The following is an 18,131-nucleotide window of genomic DNA, read 5'->3' on the forward strand; positions in this document are numbered from 1 at the left end:
TTATTCCGCTGCGACCGACAGCGACGCATGCAGCGCACTGACGCGGTTGGCAACATCACCACACAGATGTGTCCAGCGACCACCCGCCATGGTCGCTTCTATCTGACGTGTGTCGATATTGATGATGGTCAGATCCGCACGCTTTCCGACGTCCAGGGTGCCGCGATCATCCAGCCCCATGATCTGGGCCGGGCGGGACGAAATCATGCCCCAAGCGGAAGACAGGCTCCGCAGACCTTGGTCGGCCAAGGTAAATACGGCTTGCGCCAAGGCGGGATAGTAGTAGTCGGACACAAGCGCATCACACGCGCTTTCGCTGATCAGCGTGGCAGCCGCAATGTTGTTTGACTGACTGCCACCACGCACCACGTTTGGAGCGCCCATGAGGATCGGGTCTCCCCATGTGCGGGCGACGACCGCGGCCTTCATCGAGGTTGGAAACTCACAAACCTTTGCCCCGATCATGGAATAGCGTTCACGGGTGGCAGCATCCTGATCATCATGGCTCCCATACGTCACACCGAGACGATCAAAGGCTGAGGCGAGATTGCACAGATACCGGGGAACATCCTTGTCCCGCTCCTTGGCTGCCCTGACCAGGACCATATGCTCATCCGGCGTGCGCCCTGATTTGGCCGCCCAGACGGTTATTGCCTCCGGCTTGGCAGTTGCCAGCTCAACGGCCTCGTCGAGATGGTTGTTGAAGATAACATAGTCGATCCCATGCTCTCGGATCGCAGCCAGCAATCGATCCTGATGGTCCATCGTGTGCGTTTCGCACCGGATCTGCACACGAAGGTCGGTTTGCATCTGCGGGCGATAGGCCGCGAGGGCGGCAAGGAACGCTTCGGCATAGTCCGGGCTGCGGTGACCGCCTTCCCAGCTCCAGCTTTGAGCCATCCAGGCCGTCGTTACGCCATTGGCGGCGGCATCTCGGTCGGTCCCGACGAGGCCGGTTTGCAATGGGAAAGGTGCTGACGGCCGTGGCGCCATGTGATGCTCGAATGCGTCGCCGTGCAAATCAATGATGCCCGGCATAACCAGGTATCCGTGCAGGTTCAAATCACGATCCGCCGCATCGACCAGCATGCCGTCTGCGACACTAACGGGTGCATCGACCAATGCATCACCGCGCAAAACGCGTGCACCGACAAGGCGCATAGAAGGATAAGACTGGTGCATCAATCTGCTCGAACACTTGTGCTGATACTCGTCTGGATAGAATAGCCTGTGGATATGTCAGCGCCGTGACATCGCAGAACTTTCACATGTCGTCTGACAAGGTCAGCGTAACGCGGTCCCCGGCGAACCATGTCCGTCCCAGTTCAATCGGTTGCCCGGTCAGGTCGGCATTCACGCCGACACTGCGCAACAGCGGTGCTCCTTCGGCAAGCCGGAGGTGAAGGGCCTGCGTTGCGGTCGCGGCTGTGGCCGTCAATCGCGTCCATGCGCGTGTGTAGTCGGAGACCTTACCAGACTTCAGCGCCGCGGTGACCGAGCCCGACGCTTCCAAAGCCCTCGGAAGGTCAGGAAACCGCGCAGCGGGGAAGATCGAACAGAAGAGGGCGATGGGTTGATCATCGGCAAAACTGAGGCCGTCATAAACATGTACCTGCGCGGCTTCTCCAAGCTGCAACGCCTCCTGCTCTTTCGAGCTGGCAAGGCGGGTAATAACCGACAGAACCTGTTTGCCCGGGGTGCGGCCGGCGGCCCTGAGGTTTTGGTGGAAGCGCACGCGTCGACCAATAGGATAGTCGGTCGGCGTTTGCGCAACAAATGCGCCCGCCCCACGACGTGTGTGTACGGTTCCAGATTTGACCAGGGCAGACAGCGCATGGCGCACCGTATGCCTGTTCACGCCAAACCGGGCCGATAGCTGCGCCTCGGTCGGAAGTTTGTCGCCGGGACTGTACAGGCCATCGGCAATTTCGCCGGAGAGGGTATCCGCAATGGATTTCCAGATGGGCGTGCGCGCCATGTGTCACGGAACTTTCACATCAAGTTGGTGGACGTGGCGAAGCGACTCGCCTATTATTTGTCTAGTTGTATAGGAATCTCGACAACTTCGCAAGGTGTATAGATGGACGGATCAAGCGACCCAAATGCAGCTCGAAAGGCATGGTTATCGGTGTTGTCCAAGGCCCCAGCGACTGACCTTGCAAACCTCTGGACCAAAGCTGGCTACGATCCGGCACACGAGGTGCTGCGTGCCCCGGAGATTGGCGCCGTGATGGTCCGTGGCCGCGCCGGTGCGGTTGGCGCACCGTTCAATCTGGGCGAAATGACCGTCACGCGCTGTTCCATCCGCCTCGCTTCCGGAGAAGTGGGCCATGGCTATGTTCAGGGACGCGACAAGAACCACGCGACGCAAGCTGCTTTGGCCGACGCTCTCATGCAAACTGTTGATGCAATGGACGTCGACGCCTCAATCATTGCGCCCTTGCGCAAAGCCGCTGAACAACGTCGCGCGACGCGAGGCGCAAAGGCGGCGGCGACCAAGGTGGACTTCTTTACAATGGTACGAGGGGAGGACTGATGGAGCATTCAAGTCTGGCAGGTGGCTTCACCGACCCGCCCCAGGAAAGCGCACAGGCTTTTCGCGGGATCATGCGCGCCATGGCCTGTCCTGGAACGATTTGCGATGTCGCGGGGGCCGTGCCGCCCGCCCCATTGTCCGTCGCGGCAGGGACCGTTCTGATAACCCTCGCCGACCACGACACTGGCATACACTTGGCGGGACATTACAACGTCCAAGCCGTACGCGATTGGATAACGTTTCAGACAGGCGCGCCTTTGGTTGACGCCACTGATGCACAATTCGTTCTGGGAACTTGGGAGGATATCGACCTGTCCAATCTTGCGGTTGGCACCGCTGAATATCCCGACCGGTCGGCGACTGTCATTGTCGACCTGCCCGTGTTGAAGGCCGAAGGCGCCACACTGAAAGGACCGGGTATTAGGGACGTCGCGCGGCTCAACCTGCCTGATCTGGAGGCGTTCCGGCGCAACGCGACGCTGTTCCCTCTTGGGCTGGACTTCATGTTCACATGCGGGGCGCGCATCGCCGCCCTGCCCCGCAGCACAAAGGTGTCCTGACATGTATGTTGCCGTCAAAGGAGGCGAAAAGGCCATAGACGCAGCCCATGCCTGGCTGGCCGAGGAGCGGCGCGGGCCCGTGGATGTGGCTGAACTGTCCGTAGATCAGATCAAGGGACAGTTGAAACTGGCAGTGAACCGCGTCATGGCCGAAGGCTCGCTCTATGATCCGGACCTTGCTGCGCTCGCTATCAAGCAAGCGCGCGGCGATATGATCGAAGCGATCTTTCTGATCCGCGCCTATCGCACCACGCTGCCCAGAATTGGTGGATCGGCGCCGGTGGACACCGAAAGCATGTCCTGCGACCGCCGCGTGTCAGCCACGTTCAAGGACGCGCCGGGGGGGCAGGTTCTGGGCCCCACCTTTGACTACACACACCGGCTGCTGGATTTCAAACTGGCCGCCGATGGGGATGTGCCCAACGCACCCGAACGCCAAAGCGATGACAGTTCCAAGCCACACATCATGTCCTACTTGGATCGCGAGGGGTTGATCCAGCCGGAACCGGAGGGCGCGGAAAGTCCGCCGGATCTAACAAGGGAACCCCTTGAATTGCCGGCGGATCGGGCGCTGCGCCTGCAATCTCTGACGCGAGCGGACGAAGGGTTCATCCTTGGCATGGCCTACTCAACCCAACGCGGATATGCCCGCAACCACGCTTTCGTGGCAGAGCTGCGTATAGGCACCTGCGCTGTCGAGATGTATATCCCCGAACTGGGTTTTGCGATTGAGATCGGCGAGGTCGAGCTCACCGAATGCGAAACCGTGAACCAGTTTCAGGGATCCAAGACCGAACCACCTCAGTTTACGCGGGGCTACGGGCTGGTGTTCGGCATGTCCGAGCGCAAGGCTATTTCGATGGCCCTCATCGACCGCGCGCTTCGGTGGGAAGAACTGGGCGAAGACAACCTTGGTGCGCCCGCACAAGACGAAGAGTTTGTGCTCTATCACGCGGACAATATTCAGGCGACTGGCTTTTTGGAGCACATCAAACTGCCCCATTACGTGGATTTCCAGTCCGAGCTTGAACTGATCCGCAAGTTACGGCGCGAGGCAATGGGATGTAACCAGCAGCAGGAGGCCGCCGAGTGACGGACTACAACTTTGCCTATCTGGATGAACAAACCAAACGCATGATCCGACGTGCGATCCTCAAGAGCTTAGCTATTCCAGGTTACCAAGTGCCCTTCGCCAGTCGAGAGATGCCGATGCCTTATGGCTGGGGCACCGGCGGAGTGCAGGTGTCTGCCGCTGTCATGATCCAAGAAGACGTGTTCAAGGTGATTGATCAAGGCGCCGATGACACGACCAACGCCGTATCCATTCGACGCTTTTTTGAACGCACGGCAGATGTCGAAACGACAGAGACCACAACAGACGCCACGGTCATCCAGACCCGCCACCGCATTCCTGAAGAACCGCTAACCGCAGATCAGATTCTTGTGTACCAAGTGCCGATCCCCGAGCCCCTGCGTTTTCTCGAGCCGTCCGAGGTTGAGACCCGCAAGATGCACGCCCTTGAGGATTACGGCCTGATGCATGTGAAGCTGTACGAAGACATCAGCGCGCATGGAGCCATCGCCACGGCTTATGCTTACCCAGTTGAAGTCGAAGGGCGTTATGTGATGGACCCGTCCCCCATCCCCAAGTTCGACAATCCCAAGCTGAGTATGCCTGCCATCCAAATCTTTGGTGCCGGGCGAGAACAGCGTATCTATGCGCTGCCGCCCTACACGCAGGTGGTCAGCCTCGACTTTGAAGACTATCCATTCGAGGCGACCAAAGCCGACCATCCATGCGGGTTGTGTGGATCGACGGACAGTTATTTGGACGAGCTGATCGTCGACGACACGGGCGGGCGCATGTTTATGTGTTCCGACACGGACTACTGCGGCGCGCGCCGGGCCAAGGGTCATGTGGGCGCTGAAGGAACACCCCTTCAGGAGAATGCAGTATGATCAATCAATTGCGTATCTATGACGTTCCACCAGAGAACGCGGGGCCGTTCCTCGACCGTTTTCGCGACCATGCGGCGCGGCTGATGAAGACATATGGGTTTCGTATCCAAGCAATGTGGACAGAGCAAACTGAGGACCGGTTGCGCTTTGTCTACCTGCTGGCTTGGCAGGACGAGGCCGAGATGAAAGATCGATGGGCCGCCTTCATGGCCGATGAAGACTGGGCGCAGATTAAGAAAGAAACTGCTGCACAGCATGGCACATTCGTGTTGGGGATCGAAGACATTGTTTTGACGCCAACCGCGTTCAGCGCAGCGATTGGAGAAGACCAATGACGCCATTGTTGCAGGTCGAAGGGCTGTCCAAGTTCTATGGGCAACGTGTGGGCTGCGCGGATGTAAGTTTTGATCTGTATCCTGGTGAGGTGATGGGCATCGTTGGCGAAAGTGGGTCGGGCAAGTCGACCCTGCTGAACTGCATGGCCGGTCACCTGCCGCCCGACACTGGCCAGGTGCTGTTCAATACGCGCACAGACGGAATGCGCGACACGGTCACGATGAGTGAGCCGGAACGGCGCATGCTCGGTCGTACGGATTGGGCCTTTGTCCATCAGCACGCCCGCGACGGGCTGCGGATGAACGTCAGTGCTGGCGGGAATGTTGGTGAACGCCTGATGGCCGTGGGTGCGCGCCATTACGGCGATATCCGCGATCAGGCTATCGACTGGCTGGGGCGGGTCGAGATTGCTGCTGACCGCATCGACGACCGCCCCCGACAGTTCTCGGGCGGCATGCAGCAGCGATTGCAGATTGCGCGCAATCTGGTGACGGGTCCGCGACTGGTCTTCATGGATGAACCGACGGGCGGTTTGGACGTCTCGGTGCAGGCGCGGTTGTTGGATCTGCTGCGCGGGCTGGTGCGCGAGATGGGTTTGAGCGCGATCATTGTGACCCATGATCTGGCCGTTGTGCGCCTGCTCGCTGACCGGTTGATGGTGATGAAGGACGGGCATGTGGTCGAAACGGGGCTGACCGATCAGGTACTGGATGACCCACAGCACGCCTATTCGCAATTGCTGGTGTCGAGTGTGTTGCAGGTGTGACGAACAGGACAAACCCGAAGCTTTTGGCAAGAAGAAGATGAACATGATCAGAGTTGAAGACGTCGCCAAATCCTTTGTCCTGCACAACCAGGGCAGCGCGGTCATTCCAGTCATGCACGGCGCATCCCTGACGGTGAGCACTGGCGAGTGCGTGGCACTGGTTGGCGCATCGGGCGCCGGAAAATCGACGTTGATGCGCATGATCTACGGCAACTACACCACACAGGCCGGCCAGATTATGGTCGGAGATGTCGATGTCGCTTCTGCCCCACCGCGCGATGTTCTGGCGCTGCGGCGCGAGACGCTGGGCTATGTCAGTCAGTTTTTGCGCGTGGTCCCGCGTGTGCCCACCATCGATGTCGTCAGCGAGCCGTTGCGCGCCGTCGGTGTTGACGCTGAACAGGCTGACGCACGGGCACGCGACCTTCTTATGATGCTGAACATACCAGAACGGCTTTGGTCGCTTAGTCCGACAACCTTCTCCGGCGGTGAACAGCAGCGGGTGAACATCGCGCGTGGGTTTGTATATGACTATCCGGCCATGCTGCTTGATGAACCCACAGCGAGCCTTGATGCAACGAACCGCGCCGTCGTGCTTGAGCTGATTGAGCGCGCCAAGGCACGCGGAGCGGCCATCATCGGCATTTTCCACGATGAAGCCGCGCGCACGCAGGTCTGCGATCGCGAGGTCGATGTCAGCCTCTTTACGCCGGAACGTGCCGCATGACCGGGCGTTTGATTGCTGTTGTTGGACCATCCGGAGTTGGAAAGGACACCGTGATGGACGCCATGTTCAAAGCAGCCCCCCGCCTTGGCCTGGTACGCAGAGTGATCACCCGCCCCGCAACGTCGGGGGGCGAGGTGTTTGACGGCGTTTCAGAAGCGACGTTTCAGACGATGAAGCACGATGGGGCGTTTGCCCTGTCTTGGACAGCGCATGGATTATCCTATGGGATTCCGACATCGGTTGATGCATGCCTCGCGTCAGGTCAGGACATGCTGGCCAACTTGTCGCGCGGAGTGTTAGCGCAGGCGCAATCTCGGTTTCCCGGTTTGATTGTTTTTGCCCTTACAGCAGATCCTGACGTTTTGGCGCGTCGTCTGGCGGCCCGTGGGCGCGAGGACCATGCCGACATTGCAGCGCGCCTTGCACGGGTTGGTGCGGGCCTTCCGGACGGCATCAGGGCAACCATCATCGACAATTCAGGCACGTTGGAGACGACCGTTCAAAAGGCGCTGAACGCACTCTACCCGGTCAGGGCATAGCGATGGATTTGATGAAACAGCCCGTTCTCATCCTCGCCCAGCAGTGTCAGGCCATCGATCCGATAGGGCGACAGTTCGAACTCTGCCAAGGCCGGGGCCAAGGCAGTCTCAACGCGCGCTATCGCAGGTTTGTCCAGCTTGCCACTGAGTGTCAGATGAAACCGGAACTGGTCCAGCACATATGGGTAGCCCCAGCGCACAAGGTACGAATCTTGTGCAGCCGACAGATTGGCGCCACGGCGCTTGGCCAATTCTGTGTCGGTTGGCGGCGCGCGGAAAACGTCAAGCTCTTGCACGGCGCGGGCAGCCAAAACACCAAGGCTACTGGCATCACCACTTGGAACCAGGGCGAGGAAACGCCCGAGGCGCGCCAGTGCAAGGCCATCGAGCGACACGGCCGTCGCATCCGAACACAGCACGGCCAGTGCTGCCTTGAGCGCATCCGCGGTTTGTCCTTCCGACAACCGAAAGGGCGGCTTGATCGTCCCGTGGAACCCATACTTGCGTGGGGTTTCAGTCACCGCGGCCACATCCAAATCGCCGATATCGGGATGCGCGCACGCCACTCCGCCAGCGCTGTCCCATCCCAGCCATCTCGCACCGAAATCAGCCAACGGCGTACCCGGTTCGGGCGTGTAGTAGATGGCGTAGCGCTTAAACATATCCCACCCAATTCCAGTTCGAGATGACAGGCACATGACACAAGACACGATCCTCGCCAACGCCAAGCTTGTGTTACCGACAGAAGTGGTCACAGGGCATGTCGTGCTGCGCGATGGCCTGATTTCCGAAATTGGCACGGGCACGTCAGTGCCTGCAGGAGCTTTGGACTGTGAGGGCGATTTCCTCGCGCCGGGACTGATCGAATTGCACACCGACAACCTTGAACGCCACATCTCACCCCGACCCAAAGTGCCATGGCCGCACGGACCCGCGATCCTGGCACATGATCGGGAACTTGCGGGCACTGGGATTACCACCGTCTTCGACGCGATGCGTGTCGGGTCGATACCATCCGGCAAAGGCCGGTACCTGAAATATGCGCGCGAGCTGTCATCCGAGATGCTGGCCTTGCGGGCTCAGGGCGTACTCAAGATTAGCCACTTCCTGCATTTGCGTGCGGAAATCTGCTCGGAAACCCTCACAGACGAGCTTGCGGAATTCACACCCGATGACCGGGTCGGGATCGTCAGCTTGATGGACCACACACCCGGTCAACGCCAATTCCGCGACGTCGACAAAATGAAGGCCTATGTCATGGGCAAGAACAACTTCTCCGAAGACGAATTCGCCGAGCACATCGAAAAGCTGCAAGATTTGCAGGACAGGCTGGGAGCCAAGCATGAAGCAGCAGCAGTGGCGGAGGCAGGTCGACTGGGCGCGGTCCTTGCTAGCCATGATGATACCACATCTGACCAAGTGACCACTTCGGCAAAGCATGGCGTCGCAGTTGCCGAATTCCCGACCACCGTGGAAGCCGCTGAAACCTGTCGAGATAAAGACATCGCCATCATCATGGGCGCACCCAACCTGGTGCGGGGCGGGTCCCACTCGGGAAATGTTGCAGCCAAAGACTTGGCTAAACGTGACCTTCTCGACATTCTGTCCTCGGACTACGTGCCAGCCGCGCTGCTAATGTCCGCTGTCCAACTCGGGAACATGTGGGGCGATATGGCACGCGGCATCGCAACAGTCACCCGTACACCTGCCAAGTCAGTCGGACTTGAGGATCGCGGGGCGATTGCAGTGGGCAAACGAGCCGATCTCGTTCGCTTTGCACAAATGGATGGGGGTGCAGTAGCACGCGAGGTGTTCAGCCTGGGGCGGCAGGTGGCTTGACGGGCAAAGTGCGGCCGACACCGAGATGCCGACCGCATTGGGTTTTGACGGTTCCGGTGCCTAGAGCAGGAAATCGTCCGTCGACAACAGATCGGCGCTCACCCCTTCCAGCGTGATGGTGGTTCGCCCAAAGCTCACGACCGCGCCGGTTTCACCGTCTTGTACGAAGTCCATGATGTCCCAATGGTCGCGGAAACCGCGCAGCACGATTGTGTCTTCGTCCTGGGTAAAGTCGGTGATGATGTCATCGCCATTGTGACGGCCGAACACAAAGACGTCTTCGCCCGCGCCACCTGTCAGAACATCGTCATCCGCGCCGCCGATCAAGCGGTCATGTCCGGCGCCACCGTCCAGGGTGTCGTTGCCGCGACCACCTCGCAATCCGTCATGGCCATCACCACCCAGACCAACATCGTCGCCGCGACCAAGTGCGATCAGATCATTCCCACCTCGGCCAAAGACAAAGTCGTCATTCGCGCCGGTGAAACTGAAGGATCGGCCATCACCGTCGATGATGAAATCGACACGCCCTGGCCCGTTGTCCGGTAGCACATCAACAGGAAGCAACACGCCATCAATCACGTGCGCGATGCCGTTTGAAGCTTCAAGGTTGACCTCGATGATGTTTGGATCGGCCACATCGGGGTCGTTGTCGACCAATTGCGTGCCGTCGACCCCAAGCGTTGCCCCCAGAAGCGTATCCAACGTAGACGCGCCCAGCACGGCTTCTGCATCCTGCGCCCCTGGCGAGACATGATAAAGCAGGATGTCCGTCAAAAGCGGGATTGGATCAGCGCCCGCGCTCAACAACGTCAGCGCATCCACGATGTAGGCAAAGGCGCCACCTTCGTCCGATCCATCAAAGCCCAAGGTTTGCGCCAACCCAACAAAGGCCGCGTCATTGGGGGCAAAGACCGTGAGATCCGCCTCTGGATCATCCAGCGCTCCGGCAAGGCCTGCTGCCTGTACCGCATTCAACAGGATATCAAAGTCTGTGCTGTCTGCGTCAAACACCCCGCCACTCGCCGCAACAAGCCCGGCCAGAGTTGGCGCTGGCTGAGGTTCCGGCGTGTTCCCCGGAATGTCGATGGGCAAGAGCACACGGTCAATAGCCTGGATCGTGCCATTGGTGGCGGCAATATCGGGCACAACGATGTTGGGGTTTTCGATGTCCGGCTCGGCATCGATCAATTCACTGCCGTCAGCAGCAAAAGACGCGCCGGACAGAAGCGTATCGACGGCCCCGGCCGCCGCGATGTCCTCAGCTGACCTGGCACCCGCTGCTACGTGATAGAGCAGTACATCTGTGAGAAGCGGGATTGGGTCCCCATCTGGTGCCAGCCCGGCCAATGCCTCTGCAATTGCACCAAAGACGGCATTTTCGTCCGACGTGTCACCGTCAAATCCCAGATCAACCGCCAATTGGACAAAGGCCGCGTCCGTCGGTGCAAACACCGTGATGTCGTCCAAGTTCTGTACGGTTTCTACAAGGTTCGCGGCGGTCAATGCCTGAACAAGGATGTTGAAATCGTCAGACCCCGCAGCAATCGCAACGATGTTCTGCGTGGTGTCCCCTGCGCCAAGATCCTCGTACCGTACATGGCCGACGTTTACACCGCCTACCACTGTCAGTTCAGTCCCCGCCGGTGGCACCGGCCCGCGATAAGTGAAGAAATCCGTGCCGTTATGCTCTTGTTCCAGTTCGACCAAAGCGTATTGGTTTCCGTCAGCATCCTGTAGATGGAACATCCGCTCGGCATAAAGTCGACCGCCATTGCCGATGTCTTCGCCAGCCGATGTGATCGCTGCGTTCTGCCCGTGGCGATCCAAGGAGAAATCCAGGAAATCACCGCTTAGGAACGGATCATTGTCCGAGACGGCAAATTCAAGTGTTGCAACAGCCGGCTGTGTGAAAACCGTACCGTGACCCAGGTTGCCCTGGGTCAGGTCGCTTTCCGCAAAACCGGTAAAAGTGAACATGTTGATTGACATTTGTCACAGTCCTTCCGGTTTAAAAAATCAGGGGATGAGCACGCGGTCGATGACGTGGATCACACCGTTCGAAGCCAGAATGTCTGCCTGGATCACGTTGGACTTTTCAACCTTCACGCCGTTGCGGCCATCGATGTGGACGTTGGCACCATTTACGGTTGCGACGCTCAAACGTTGACCGGCAAGGTCGGACGACAGGGTTTGTCCCGGCACAACATGATAGGTCAGGATGCTGACAAGCTGGTCTTTATTCTCAGGCTTCAACAGGTTTTCAACGGTGCCTGCAGGCAGAGCAGCAAACGCTTCATCCGTGGGCGCGAAAACAGTGAACGGGCCAGGGCTCTTTAGTGTATCGACCAGATCGGCGGCCTGCACTGCAGCAACCAGCGTGTTAAACGATCCAGCGGCGACGGCTGTATCGACGATATCGGGCTGGGTATTCATCTCGGCACATGCACCAAGAGTGGCAAGGGCCGCGCCGACGGCGGTCATTTTCATAAAGGAACGGCGTTTCATAGGTGTGTCTCCTCAAAGGTATGGCGCGGGGCCGGATACTAAGTGGGAATATTTCCCACGCATGGCGACATGACGCAGGCCCATCACATTTCAAGGTTTTACGTGGAAAAATTTTCCACGCGCGATATTGTCGAAATATGGCAAGAAGCGAGCAAACCAACGCATCCGACGCATTTATGCGTGTTCTCAGGGGGTTACTGCGACCACTGGTGCGCACAATGATTGCACGCGGTTTGACGGCCCCAGCAATCTACAGCTTGCTGAAACGGGTCTATGTCGAGGTTGCAGAAGAGTCATTCCGTCTGGATGACAAACCTTTGACCGACAGCCGGATCGCCCTTTTGACAGGCGTGCACCGCAAAGACATCCGGACCATCAAAGCTGAATACACCGATACGACCGGCCAGACTCGCCGCAACAGTGCGCTTCTTGCGACGGTGATTGGGCAATGGATGTCCGCACCTGATTTTACCGACAAAAATGGCGCACCAATACCATTGCCGCGACAGTCAGATGACGCCGTGAACTTTGAAACGCTTGTGCGATCCGTCAGCCGAGATGTGCGACCACGAACTGTATTGGATGAACTGCAATTTGCAGGCTTGGTGACCGAAACCAGTGATGGCTTGCTACACCTTAAAGCAGAAGCCGTCGTCGGAACTGGTAACGCGCCGGACAAGGAAGCGTTCTTTGCTGCGAATGTGGGCGACCATTTGGCAGCGGCAACAGAAAACCTGCTTGCCGACACCCCTCCGTTCTTCGAACGCGCCGTATTCTACAACCAGCTTCCACCAGACGCGGTGGACGCGATTGAAACGGCAGCGCGCCAGCAGGCTCAGGCCCTTCTTGAAGACTTGAACAAGCAGTCGAGTGGTTTTCACCATGCCAGCAAAGGACATGATGGCCCTCGACAACGCTACCGACTGGGCATTTACTTCTATCGAGAAGACGCTGCAGACGCGCAAACAGAAGAGAAGGCCCAAGACACGTGACGCGCTTGACCAGACGGAACACGCTTGGGCTTTTGGGCGGCACCGCACTGACCGCTTGCTCTCCAGCCATCTCAACGTCGCAACTCGGCGACGATCCTTTTGAGGGAGGCATCGGCGGCACCGGGATTGTTGGTTTGATGACAGGCACCGGCAGTGTGCTTGTGAACGGCCTGCGGGTCGAGGTGACATCCGCGACTCGTATTTTTTCCGCAAATGCACGAACCAACGACACTCTGCTCGTACCCGGTCGCACCCTTACAATGCTGGCCCACGCACGTCTCGGCCGGTTCGAAGCGAAACGCATCGACATCGATGATCCGCTGACCGGGGTGCTGTTGCGCCACGGATCCGGTTTTTCGGTCAACAGCACAACTTTGCACGGTGCTGACAGTGTCAATGCACAGGTCGGCGAGCGGGTCACTGTGAGTGGGATTTGGCAAGCCGATGGATCGGTACAAACAAGCCTGATGCAACGCACGTCCAGCCAGGAAGATAGTGTCTCAGGCGTCCTTGAAGGATCAGCGGCCGAGGGGTGGAGTATTGGCCAAACGCCGATTGCTCCACCTCGCGGGCAAAGCTTGATTGCCGGGCAGTTCGTGGTTGCCAAGGGGCAATTTACCCACGGGACCCTTCAGGTCAACTCGCTGCGGTTTGGACGTTTCCGGGAAGGTGGCAACACCTTGCGACAGCTGTCGGTAGAGGGGTATCTTGAGCCGGTTTCAAATGCTCCCGGCTTCCGTTTGGCTGGCTTGGGCCACAGTTTTGACCAACGCCTTCAATTGGCCAGCTTCGCTGACAACCGAGCAGTGTACTTTGGCCCTTACACTGGCCGATTTGTTGCACGCCGCGCCGTTCTTGTGCCCGAGGCACAAGGCCAGAGGGCATCACTGTTGCGCCCAGCCGATGGCAAAAGCAGCGCCGCATCGCTTTCGGGTGATCGCGCACGAACAATCACGACGCGCTGACCGCTAGGCGGTAAACATCGACCTTCGGGCGGCGATCCACTCTGCAATGAAATCAACAAATGCGCGGACACGCGCGCTGTTGCGAAGATCCCCATGCATCAGCACCCAGATACTTCGCCCCGGACCAACCGGCACGCCTGGAACACGCACCAAATCCGGATGCGTGTCACCAAGAAAAGCGGGCACCCATGCCATACCGAGGCCCGCTGCCGCGGCCTCGGTCTGCATAAAGACTTCTGGCAACTTGTGGCGCGGCGTCGCCTTTGGCAGTGGAGTTTGTGCAATCCACATATCGTCAGCCCCCCAACCGATCCAGTGCGCACCCTCTCCAAGCGAAGATACCAAATTAGGATGGGCGGAGATGTAGTCAGGCGTAGCAAACGCAGCATTGACGTAGTCGACCATCCTGCGCCCCACCAGGTCATCATCGATCTGCCTGGCCGCGCGGATTGAGACGTCTGCCTCCTGTCGCGACAGGTCCGAAATCTTGTTGGTTGCCACCGCATCAATGCGAATATCCGGAAAGAGTTCTGTGAACTCTACCAGTATCGACACAAAAAAGCCGTGACCAAACGAGGGCGGCAAACTGACCCGCACAATGCCGCTGGGAACACTGTCCAAACCAGTCAGGCGGCGCTGCACTTCCAGCATCCGCTGCTCCATTTCCTGGGCATGCGGAAGCAATAACTCACCGGGTTGGGTCAAGGCCAAACCGCGTGCAGATCGATCAAACAAGCGGGTACCAAGACTATACTCCGCCCCCTCCAGTGCCCTTGCGACCGTGGCATGATTGACTTTCAGCGCGCTTGCAGCACCACGCAGGCTGCCAGCCCGATGAAGTGCCAGCAAGATGCGCATATGATCCCAATTCATCGCGACCTCCATCCAAGCGGATCGTTGCCGATCCGCCATGCTGAACTATTCGCTGCATCGCACGGAAAATCAACGCACTACACTTTCCTGTGTGGCCTGTGGTTCTGTCGCCAATTCCTGACAACATGGGCTCAGACAAACAGATGAGATGAACGTACCCTTCGCCACCCAAGGAACATCGCAGTCATGACCACACTCTCCCCTTCTCTGGCACCAAACAAGGTAACGGAACTGTTCTCACGCACGCGCGCGCGCACGGATGCACTGGCGGCTCCGTTAACGGCCGAAGACATGATGCTGCAAAGCATGGAAGACGCTTCACCAGCGAAATGGCACCTCGCCCACACCACTTGGTTCTTTGAAGAGTTCATTCTGAAACCAAGGATGCCGGGCTACACATCCCCGGATGATCGCTTCGCGTTTCTGTTCAACTCGTATTACACGCAGGCCGGACCACGTCATGCGCGTGACCGGCGGGGGTTGGTATCGCGCCCCGGCGTTCAGGAAGTCCAGGCATACCGCGCACATGTCGAAGACAGTTTGGAAGACCTGTTGGCAGCCTCCCGTGATGATGCCGATGATATTGCCGCTCTGGTCGAGCTGGGCTGCCACCACGAGATGCAACATCAGGAGTTGCTGGTCACGGACTTGCTGCACGGGCTGAGCTTCAATCCACTTCTGCCGGTCTACAAAGACCCCGAACCACTTCCCGTCACATCCGAAGTACCGCTCACCTTTACCCGATATGATGGCGGCCTTGTTGAGATGGGGCATGATGGGATCGGCTTTGCATATGATTGTGAGGGGCCGCGCCACAAAACCTATGTTGCCCCGTTCGACATCGCCGATCGCCCCGTCACCAACCGGGACTGGATCACATTCATGGAAGACGATGGCTATGATGACACCCGGCACTGGTTGATGGAGGGACATACCGTCGCCCAGCGGGAGGAGTGGTCACACCCCCTGTACTGGTGGCAACAAGACGATGAATGGTGGACCTTCACCTTGCGCGGTCCGCAACCGGTGGCCCTCGATGCCCCGGTTGTACATGTCAGCTACTACGAAGCCGAAGCCTTTGCACGATGGGCTGGCGCACGCCTGCCAACGGAGGCTGAACACGAGATCGCGTTTCGCGACACTCCCATCCAAGGTAATCTGATGGGCGACGCAGGCGCGACCGGAGCATTGCGGCCCCTACCAGGTCCAGGCGTCTGGGGTGATGTTTGGGAATGGACTGCGTCGGACTTCAGCCCATATCCGGGCTTCCGACCACCCGAGGGGGCGCTTGGCGAATACAACGGCAAGTTCATGGTGAACCAGCGCGTGCTGCGCGGTGGGTCTTGCGCGACACCGCGCGAGCAGATGCGGCCAACATACCGCACATTCTTCTACCCTCATCAACGCTGGCAAATGTTGGGCCTGCGCCTGGCACGGGATGTATCGTAATGGACGGCACACTCCAACTTACGGCACGTGATTCAACAGAAACCGATGCATTGATCACAGATGCGATTGCAGGCCTGACAGCACCGCAAAAATCACTGAGCCCAAAATGGTTGTACGACCATCATGGCAGTGCGCTGTTTGAACAGATCACGCAGCTGCCCGAGTATTATCCCACACGAACCGAGGCGGGTATTCTCCGCGACAACGCTGCGGCGCTGGCTGGTCTCGTCCCGCACAATGGTGCACTCGTTGAACTGGGATCGGGCGCGTCGGTCAAAACCCGAACATTGCTGGATGTCGGGTCGCATTTCGGCAGCTATGTGCCTGTCGATATCTCGCGGGATTTCCTGATGGAGACAGCGAATGATCTTCAAAACCGCTATCCAGCCTTGAGCATTGCACCGGTGGTTGCTGACTTCTCGGCCCCGGTCACATTGCCTGACGACCTGGCAGGCATTCCCAAAGTTGGCTTTTTCCCCGGGTCGACGATTGGCAACCTCACGCCTGACCGTGCACAGGCTCTACTGACAGGTGTCCGTGCGTGGGAGGGGGTCACCGCATTCATAATCGGCATGGATATGGTCAAAAATACCAGTGATCTTGTAGCAGCGTATGATGATGCCCAAGGCATCACCGCCAAGTTCATCGGAAACATCCTCGTGCGACTGAACCGAGAAGCGGGTGCAAACTTCGACACCCAAGCATTCAAGTACCGAGCCAGCTGGGATCCGGCCTTGGCACGGATCGACATGCATCTTGTCTCGTCCCGCGATCAGAACGTTACACTCGCTGGAATGACCGTCGCATTTGAAGCAGAGGAAGCGATCCATGTCAGCGCGGCCCGTAAATACACACCCGACAGCCTGCGTGCTCTTGCGCTAAGTGCCGGATGGGACGTTGCTGTGCGTTACGCGGATGCGGCGGACAGGTTCTCGGTGGTCGTTCTCACGCCTCGCACGTGACGGATGCAAGCACGCAGACGGTTTGCAATATCACTTGCAGCGGTTATCCACCTCGATCTCATAAAGGTGGGTAACCGCGCTCAGTTGTTCCGTCGATTGTGAACTGAAGTTACGCCATGCTGCGGCTGGCAAGATTTATCGGCGACCAAGGAAAGCCCTATGGCTGTCGTGGGCTGGCACTGGCAGGCACCGCGTGGTGAAGGCCAAGGGAGATTGATGGGTCACGGCAATATCCGCCAAGGCTTTTGTATCGTACAAGAGATGGAGACCTTCGCCAAAGACACGGGAAACCGCAATGACGCACCCACTGCTAACACACTCCGATATCACCGCGTACCAGCGAGACGGTGTTGTTCTGATCCGTGGGCTGTTTGCCCCTTTCGTCGAAACACTGCGCGCAGGCGTGGCACGCAATATGGAGGAGCCCGGACCCTATGCAGCGGAAAACCTGAAGAAGGGCGAAGAAGGCCGGTTCTTTGACGACTATTGTAACTGGACCCGCATCCCGGAGTTCAAGGAAGTGATCCATGCGTCAGACGTTGCAGCAGTTGCCGCCAACCTCATGGGCTCGTCCCGTGTCCAGATGTTTCACGACCATGTTCTGGTAAAAGAGCCGGGAACCTCGAAGCCAACTCCGTGGCATCAGGACGGGCCGTACTACTTCGTAGAAGGACGGCAGACCGTCAGTTTCTGGTCACCGCTCGATCCTGTTGAGGACGCGTCGCTGCGGTGCGTTGTTGGATCACAGCGTTGGAAAAAACCAGTACTGCCGACCCGTTGGTTGGCCGAAACAAGCTTCTACCCGGATGAAGACGCATATCAGCCTGTGCCAGATCCCGATGTCGAGGGTATGGACGTACGCGAATGGCAGATGGAGCCTGGTGATGCTGTCGCCTTCAACTTCATGACGCTGCATGGTGCGCGGGGGAATCAAACCGCTAATCGCAGGCGCGCCTTCTCTCTGCGCCTCGTTGGAGATGACGCGCGTTACGTGTCGCGCCCGGGACCAACCTCCCCTCCCTTCCCAGGCCATAACATGAAGGATGGCGAACGTTTGCGCGAAGACTGGTTTCCAGTCCTGCTTGATCGTGAGATCGCATGACAGCGCTGTGAAGAGTGG

The 18,131-nt window shown here is 58.5% G+C and carries 20 protein-coding genes; 14 read left to right on the top strand and 6 right to left on the bottom strand.

Annotated features, from left to right (window positions below):
• On the bottom strand, positions 1–1,182 hold the full coding sequence (locus Q1A51_RS13550; RefSeq protein ID WP_299599890.1) for an alpha-D-ribose 1-methylphosphonate 5-triphosphate diphosphatase: 1,182 nt from the start codon (positions 1,180–1,182) through the stop codon (positions 1–3).
• An 82-nt stretch (positions 1,183–1,264) separates the two neighbouring features.
• Entirely contained in the window at positions 1,265–1,978 is a 714-nt protein-coding gene (phnF, locus tag Q1A51_RS13555; protein ID WP_299208680.1) for a phosphonate metabolism transcriptional regulator PhnF, read from the bottom strand.
• 102 nt (positions 1,979–2,080) lie between these two features.
• Here phnF and phnG point away from each other — a divergent pair, with 102 nt between their 5' ends.
• The 8 genes from phnG to phnN are packed head-to-tail and all read left to right on the top strand — an operon-like array spanning position 2,081 to position 7,423.
• A complete protein-coding gene (phnG, locus tag Q1A51_RS13560) occupies positions 2,081–2,536 on the top strand; it encodes a phosphonate C-P lyase system protein PhnG (protein ID WP_299599891.1) in 456 nt (151 codons plus the stop codon).
• Positions 2,536–3,096 carry a phosphonate C-P lyase system protein PhnH gene (gene phnH / locus Q1A51_RS13565; protein WP_299599892.1) on the top strand — a complete coding sequence of 187 codons (561 nt, stop codon included), beginning with the start codon at positions 2,536–2,538 and terminating at the stop codon, positions 3,094–3,096. Before phnG ends, phnH begins: the two co-directional genes overlap by 1 nt.
• A 1-nt stretch (position 3,097) precedes the next feature.
• A complete protein-coding gene (locus Q1A51_RS13570; protein ID WP_299599893.1) occupies positions 3,098–4,189 on the top strand; it encodes a carbon-phosphorus lyase complex subunit PhnI in 1,092 nt (363 codons plus the stop codon).
• Positions 4,186–5,055 (top strand): alpha-D-ribose 1-methylphosphonate 5-phosphate C-P-lyase PhnJ, encoded by an 870-nt coding sequence (locus Q1A51_RS13575; RefSeq protein WP_299599894.1) that lies wholly within the window; start codon positions 4,186–4,188, stop codon positions 5,053–5,055. Before Q1A51_RS13570 ends, Q1A51_RS13575 begins: the two co-directional genes overlap by 4 nt.
• Positions 5,052–5,390 carry an NIPSNAP family protein gene (locus tag Q1A51_RS13580; RefSeq protein WP_299599895.1) on the top strand — a complete coding sequence of 113 codons (339 nt, stop codon included), beginning with the start codon at positions 5,052–5,054 and terminating at the stop codon, positions 5,388–5,390. The genes Q1A51_RS13575 and Q1A51_RS13580 overlap by 4 nt, the downstream gene beginning before the upstream one ends.
• Complete coding sequence (gene phnK / locus Q1A51_RS13585; protein WP_299208692.1) at positions 5,387–6,157, top strand: phosphonate C-P lyase system protein PhnK; 771 nt, start codon at positions 5,387–5,389, stop codon at positions 6,155–6,157. The genes Q1A51_RS13580 and phnK overlap by 4 nt, the downstream gene beginning before the upstream one ends.
• A gap of 43 nt (positions 6,158–6,200) precedes the next feature.
• Positions 6,201–6,884, top strand: a complete 684-nt coding sequence (phnL, locus tag Q1A51_RS13590) for a phosphonate C-P lyase system protein PhnL (RefSeq protein WP_299599896.1) — start codon at positions 6,201–6,203, stop codon at positions 6,882–6,884.
• Positions 6,881–7,423 carry a phosphonate metabolism protein/1,5-bisphosphokinase (PRPP-forming) PhnN gene (gene phnN, locus Q1A51_RS13595; protein ID WP_299599897.1) on the top strand — a complete coding sequence of 181 codons (543 nt, stop codon included), beginning with the start codon at positions 6,881–6,883 and terminating at the stop codon, positions 7,421–7,423. Before phnL ends, phnN begins: the two co-directional genes overlap by 4 nt.
• Here the strand turns inward: phnN and Q1A51_RS13600 are convergent.
• Positions 7,405–8,085, bottom strand: coding sequence for a DUF1045 domain-containing protein (locus tag Q1A51_RS13600; RefSeq protein ID WP_299208698.1), 681 nt, complete (start codon positions 8,083–8,085; stop codon positions 7,405–7,407). The two genes, phnN and Q1A51_RS13600, sit on opposite strands and share 19 nt — an antisense overlap.
• A 34-nt stretch (positions 8,086–8,119) precedes the next feature.
• Here Q1A51_RS13600 and Q1A51_RS13605 point away from each other — a divergent pair, with 34 nt between their 5' ends.
• On the top strand, positions 8,120–9,262 hold the full coding sequence (locus Q1A51_RS13605; RefSeq protein ID WP_299599898.1) for an alpha-D-ribose 1-methylphosphonate 5-triphosphate diphosphatase: 1,143 nt from the start codon (positions 8,120–8,122) through the stop codon (positions 9,260–9,262).
• A 60-nt stretch (positions 9,263–9,322) separates the two neighbouring features.
• Here the strand turns inward: Q1A51_RS13605 and Q1A51_RS13610 are convergent, their stop codons facing one another.
• Entirely contained in the window at positions 9,323–11,254 is a 1,932-nt protein-coding gene (locus tag Q1A51_RS13610; RefSeq protein ID WP_299599899.1) for a fasciclin domain-containing protein, read from the bottom strand.
• 27 nt (positions 11,255–11,281) lie between these two features.
• Positions 11,282–11,770, bottom strand: a complete 489-nt coding sequence (locus Q1A51_RS13615; RefSeq protein WP_299784396.1) for a fasciclin domain-containing protein — start codon at positions 11,768–11,770, stop codon at positions 11,282–11,284.
• Positions 11,771–11,946: 176 nt separating this feature from the next.
• On the opposite strand from Q1A51_RS13615, the gene Q1A51_RS13620 reads away from it, so the two are divergent.
• A complete protein-coding gene (locus Q1A51_RS13620) occupies positions 11,947–12,762 on the top strand; it encodes a DUF6502 family protein (protein ID WP_299599900.1) in 816 nt (271 codons plus the stop codon).
• A complete protein-coding gene (locus Q1A51_RS13625; RefSeq protein WP_299599901.1) occupies positions 12,759–13,727 on the top strand; it encodes a DUF5666 domain-containing protein in 969 nt (322 codons plus the stop codon). Before Q1A51_RS13620 ends, Q1A51_RS13625 begins: the two co-directional genes overlap by 4 nt.
• Before the next feature lie 3 nt (positions 13,728–13,730).
• On the opposite strand, the gene Q1A51_RS13630 is transcribed toward Q1A51_RS13625, so the two are convergent.
• Complete coding sequence (locus Q1A51_RS13630; RefSeq protein ID WP_299599902.1) at positions 13,731–14,600, bottom strand: LysR family transcriptional regulator; 870 nt, start codon at positions 14,598–14,600, stop codon at positions 13,731–13,733.
• 186 nt (positions 14,601–14,786) lie between these two features.
• Here Q1A51_RS13630 and egtB point away from each other — a divergent pair, with 186 nt between their 5' ends.
• The 3 genes from egtB (at position 14,787) to Q1A51_RS13645 (ending at position 18,113) form a co-directional block, all read left to right on the top strand.
• On the top strand, positions 14,787–16,049 hold the full coding sequence (egtB, locus tag Q1A51_RS13635) for an ergothioneine biosynthesis protein EgtB (protein WP_299599903.1): 1,263 nt from the start codon (positions 14,787–14,789) through the stop codon (positions 16,047–16,049).
• Positions 16,049–17,011 (top strand): L-histidine N(alpha)-methyltransferase, encoded by a 963-nt coding sequence (gene egtD / locus Q1A51_RS13640; protein ID WP_299599904.1) that lies wholly within the window; start codon positions 16,049–16,051, stop codon positions 17,009–17,011. The genes egtB and egtD overlap by 1 nt, the downstream gene beginning before the upstream one ends.
• Before the next feature lie 295 nt (positions 17,012–17,306).
• Positions 17,307–18,113, top strand: coding sequence for a phytanoyl-CoA dioxygenase family protein (locus tag Q1A51_RS13645; RefSeq protein ID WP_299599905.1), 807 nt, complete (start codon positions 17,307–17,309; stop codon positions 18,111–18,113).
• The last annotated feature ends 18 nt before the right edge of the window (positions 18,114–18,131 follow it).

Origin of the sequence: uncultured Tateyamaria sp. (assembly GCF_947496075.1) — a bacterium.
Lineage (GTDB): Bacteria > Pseudomonadota > Alphaproteobacteria > Rhodobacterales > Rhodobacteraceae > Tateyamaria.

Coding starts and splice junctions, on each gene's coding strand:
- Q1A51_RS13550 (WP_299599890.1), bottom strand. CDS start 1,182: ATGCACCAGTCTTATCCTTCTATGCGCCTTGTCGGTGCACGCGTTTTG.
- phnF (WP_299208680.1), bottom strand. CDS start 1,978: ATGGCGCGCACGCCCATCTGGAAATCCATTGCGGATACCCTCTCCGGC.
- phnG (WP_299599891.1), top strand. CDS start 2,081: ATGGACGGATCAAGCGACCCAAATGCAGCTCGAAAGGCATGGTTATCG.
- phnH (WP_299599892.1), top strand. CDS start 2,536: ATGGAGCATTCAAGTCTGGCAGGTGGCTTCACCGACCCGCCCCAGGAA.
- Q1A51_RS13570 (WP_299599893.1), top strand. CDS start 3,098: ATGTATGTTGCCGTCAAAGGAGGCGAAAAGGCCATAGACGCAGCCCAT.
- Q1A51_RS13580 (WP_299599895.1), top strand. CDS start 5,052: ATGATCAATCAATTGCGTATCTATGACGTTCCACCAGAGAACGCGGGG.
- phnK (WP_299208692.1), top strand. CDS start 5,387: ATGACGCCATTGTTGCAGGTCGAAGGGCTGTCCAAGTTCTATGGGCAA.
- phnL (WP_299599896.1), top strand. CDS start 6,201: ATGATCAGAGTTGAAGACGTCGCCAAATCCTTTGTCCTGCACAACCAG.
- phnN (WP_299599897.1), top strand. CDS start 6,881: ATGACCGGGCGTTTGATTGCTGTTGTTGGACCATCCGGAGTTGGAAAG.
- Q1A51_RS13600 (WP_299208698.1), bottom strand. CDS start 8,085: ATGTTTAAGCGCTACGCCATCTACTACACGCCCGAACCGGGTACGCCG.
- Q1A51_RS13605 (WP_299599898.1), top strand. CDS start 8,120: ATGACACAAGACACGATCCTCGCCAACGCCAAGCTTGTGTTACCGACA.
- Q1A51_RS13610 (WP_299599899.1), bottom strand. CDS start 11,254: ATGTCAATCAACATGTTCACTTTTACCGGTTTTGCGGAAAGCGACCTG.
- Q1A51_RS13615 (WP_299784396.1), bottom strand. CDS start 11,770: ATGAAACGCCGTTCCTTTATGAAAATGACCGCCGTCGGCGCGGCCCTT.
- Q1A51_RS13620 (WP_299599900.1), top strand. CDS start 11,947: ATGCGTGTTCTCAGGGGGTTACTGCGACCACTGGTGCGCACAATGATT.
- Q1A51_RS13630 (WP_299599902.1), bottom strand. CDS start 14,600: ATGAATTGGGATCATATGCGCATCTTGCTGGCACTTCATCGGGCTGGC.
- egtB (WP_299599903.1), top strand. CDS start 14,787: ATGACCACACTCTCCCCTTCTCTGGCACCAAACAAGGTAACGGAACTG.
- egtD (WP_299599904.1), top strand. CDS start 16,049: ATGGACGGCACACTCCAACTTACGGCACGTGATTCAACAGAAACCGAT.
- Q1A51_RS13645 (WP_299599905.1), top strand. CDS start 17,307: ATGACGCACCCACTGCTAACACACTCCGATATCACCGCGTACCAGCGA.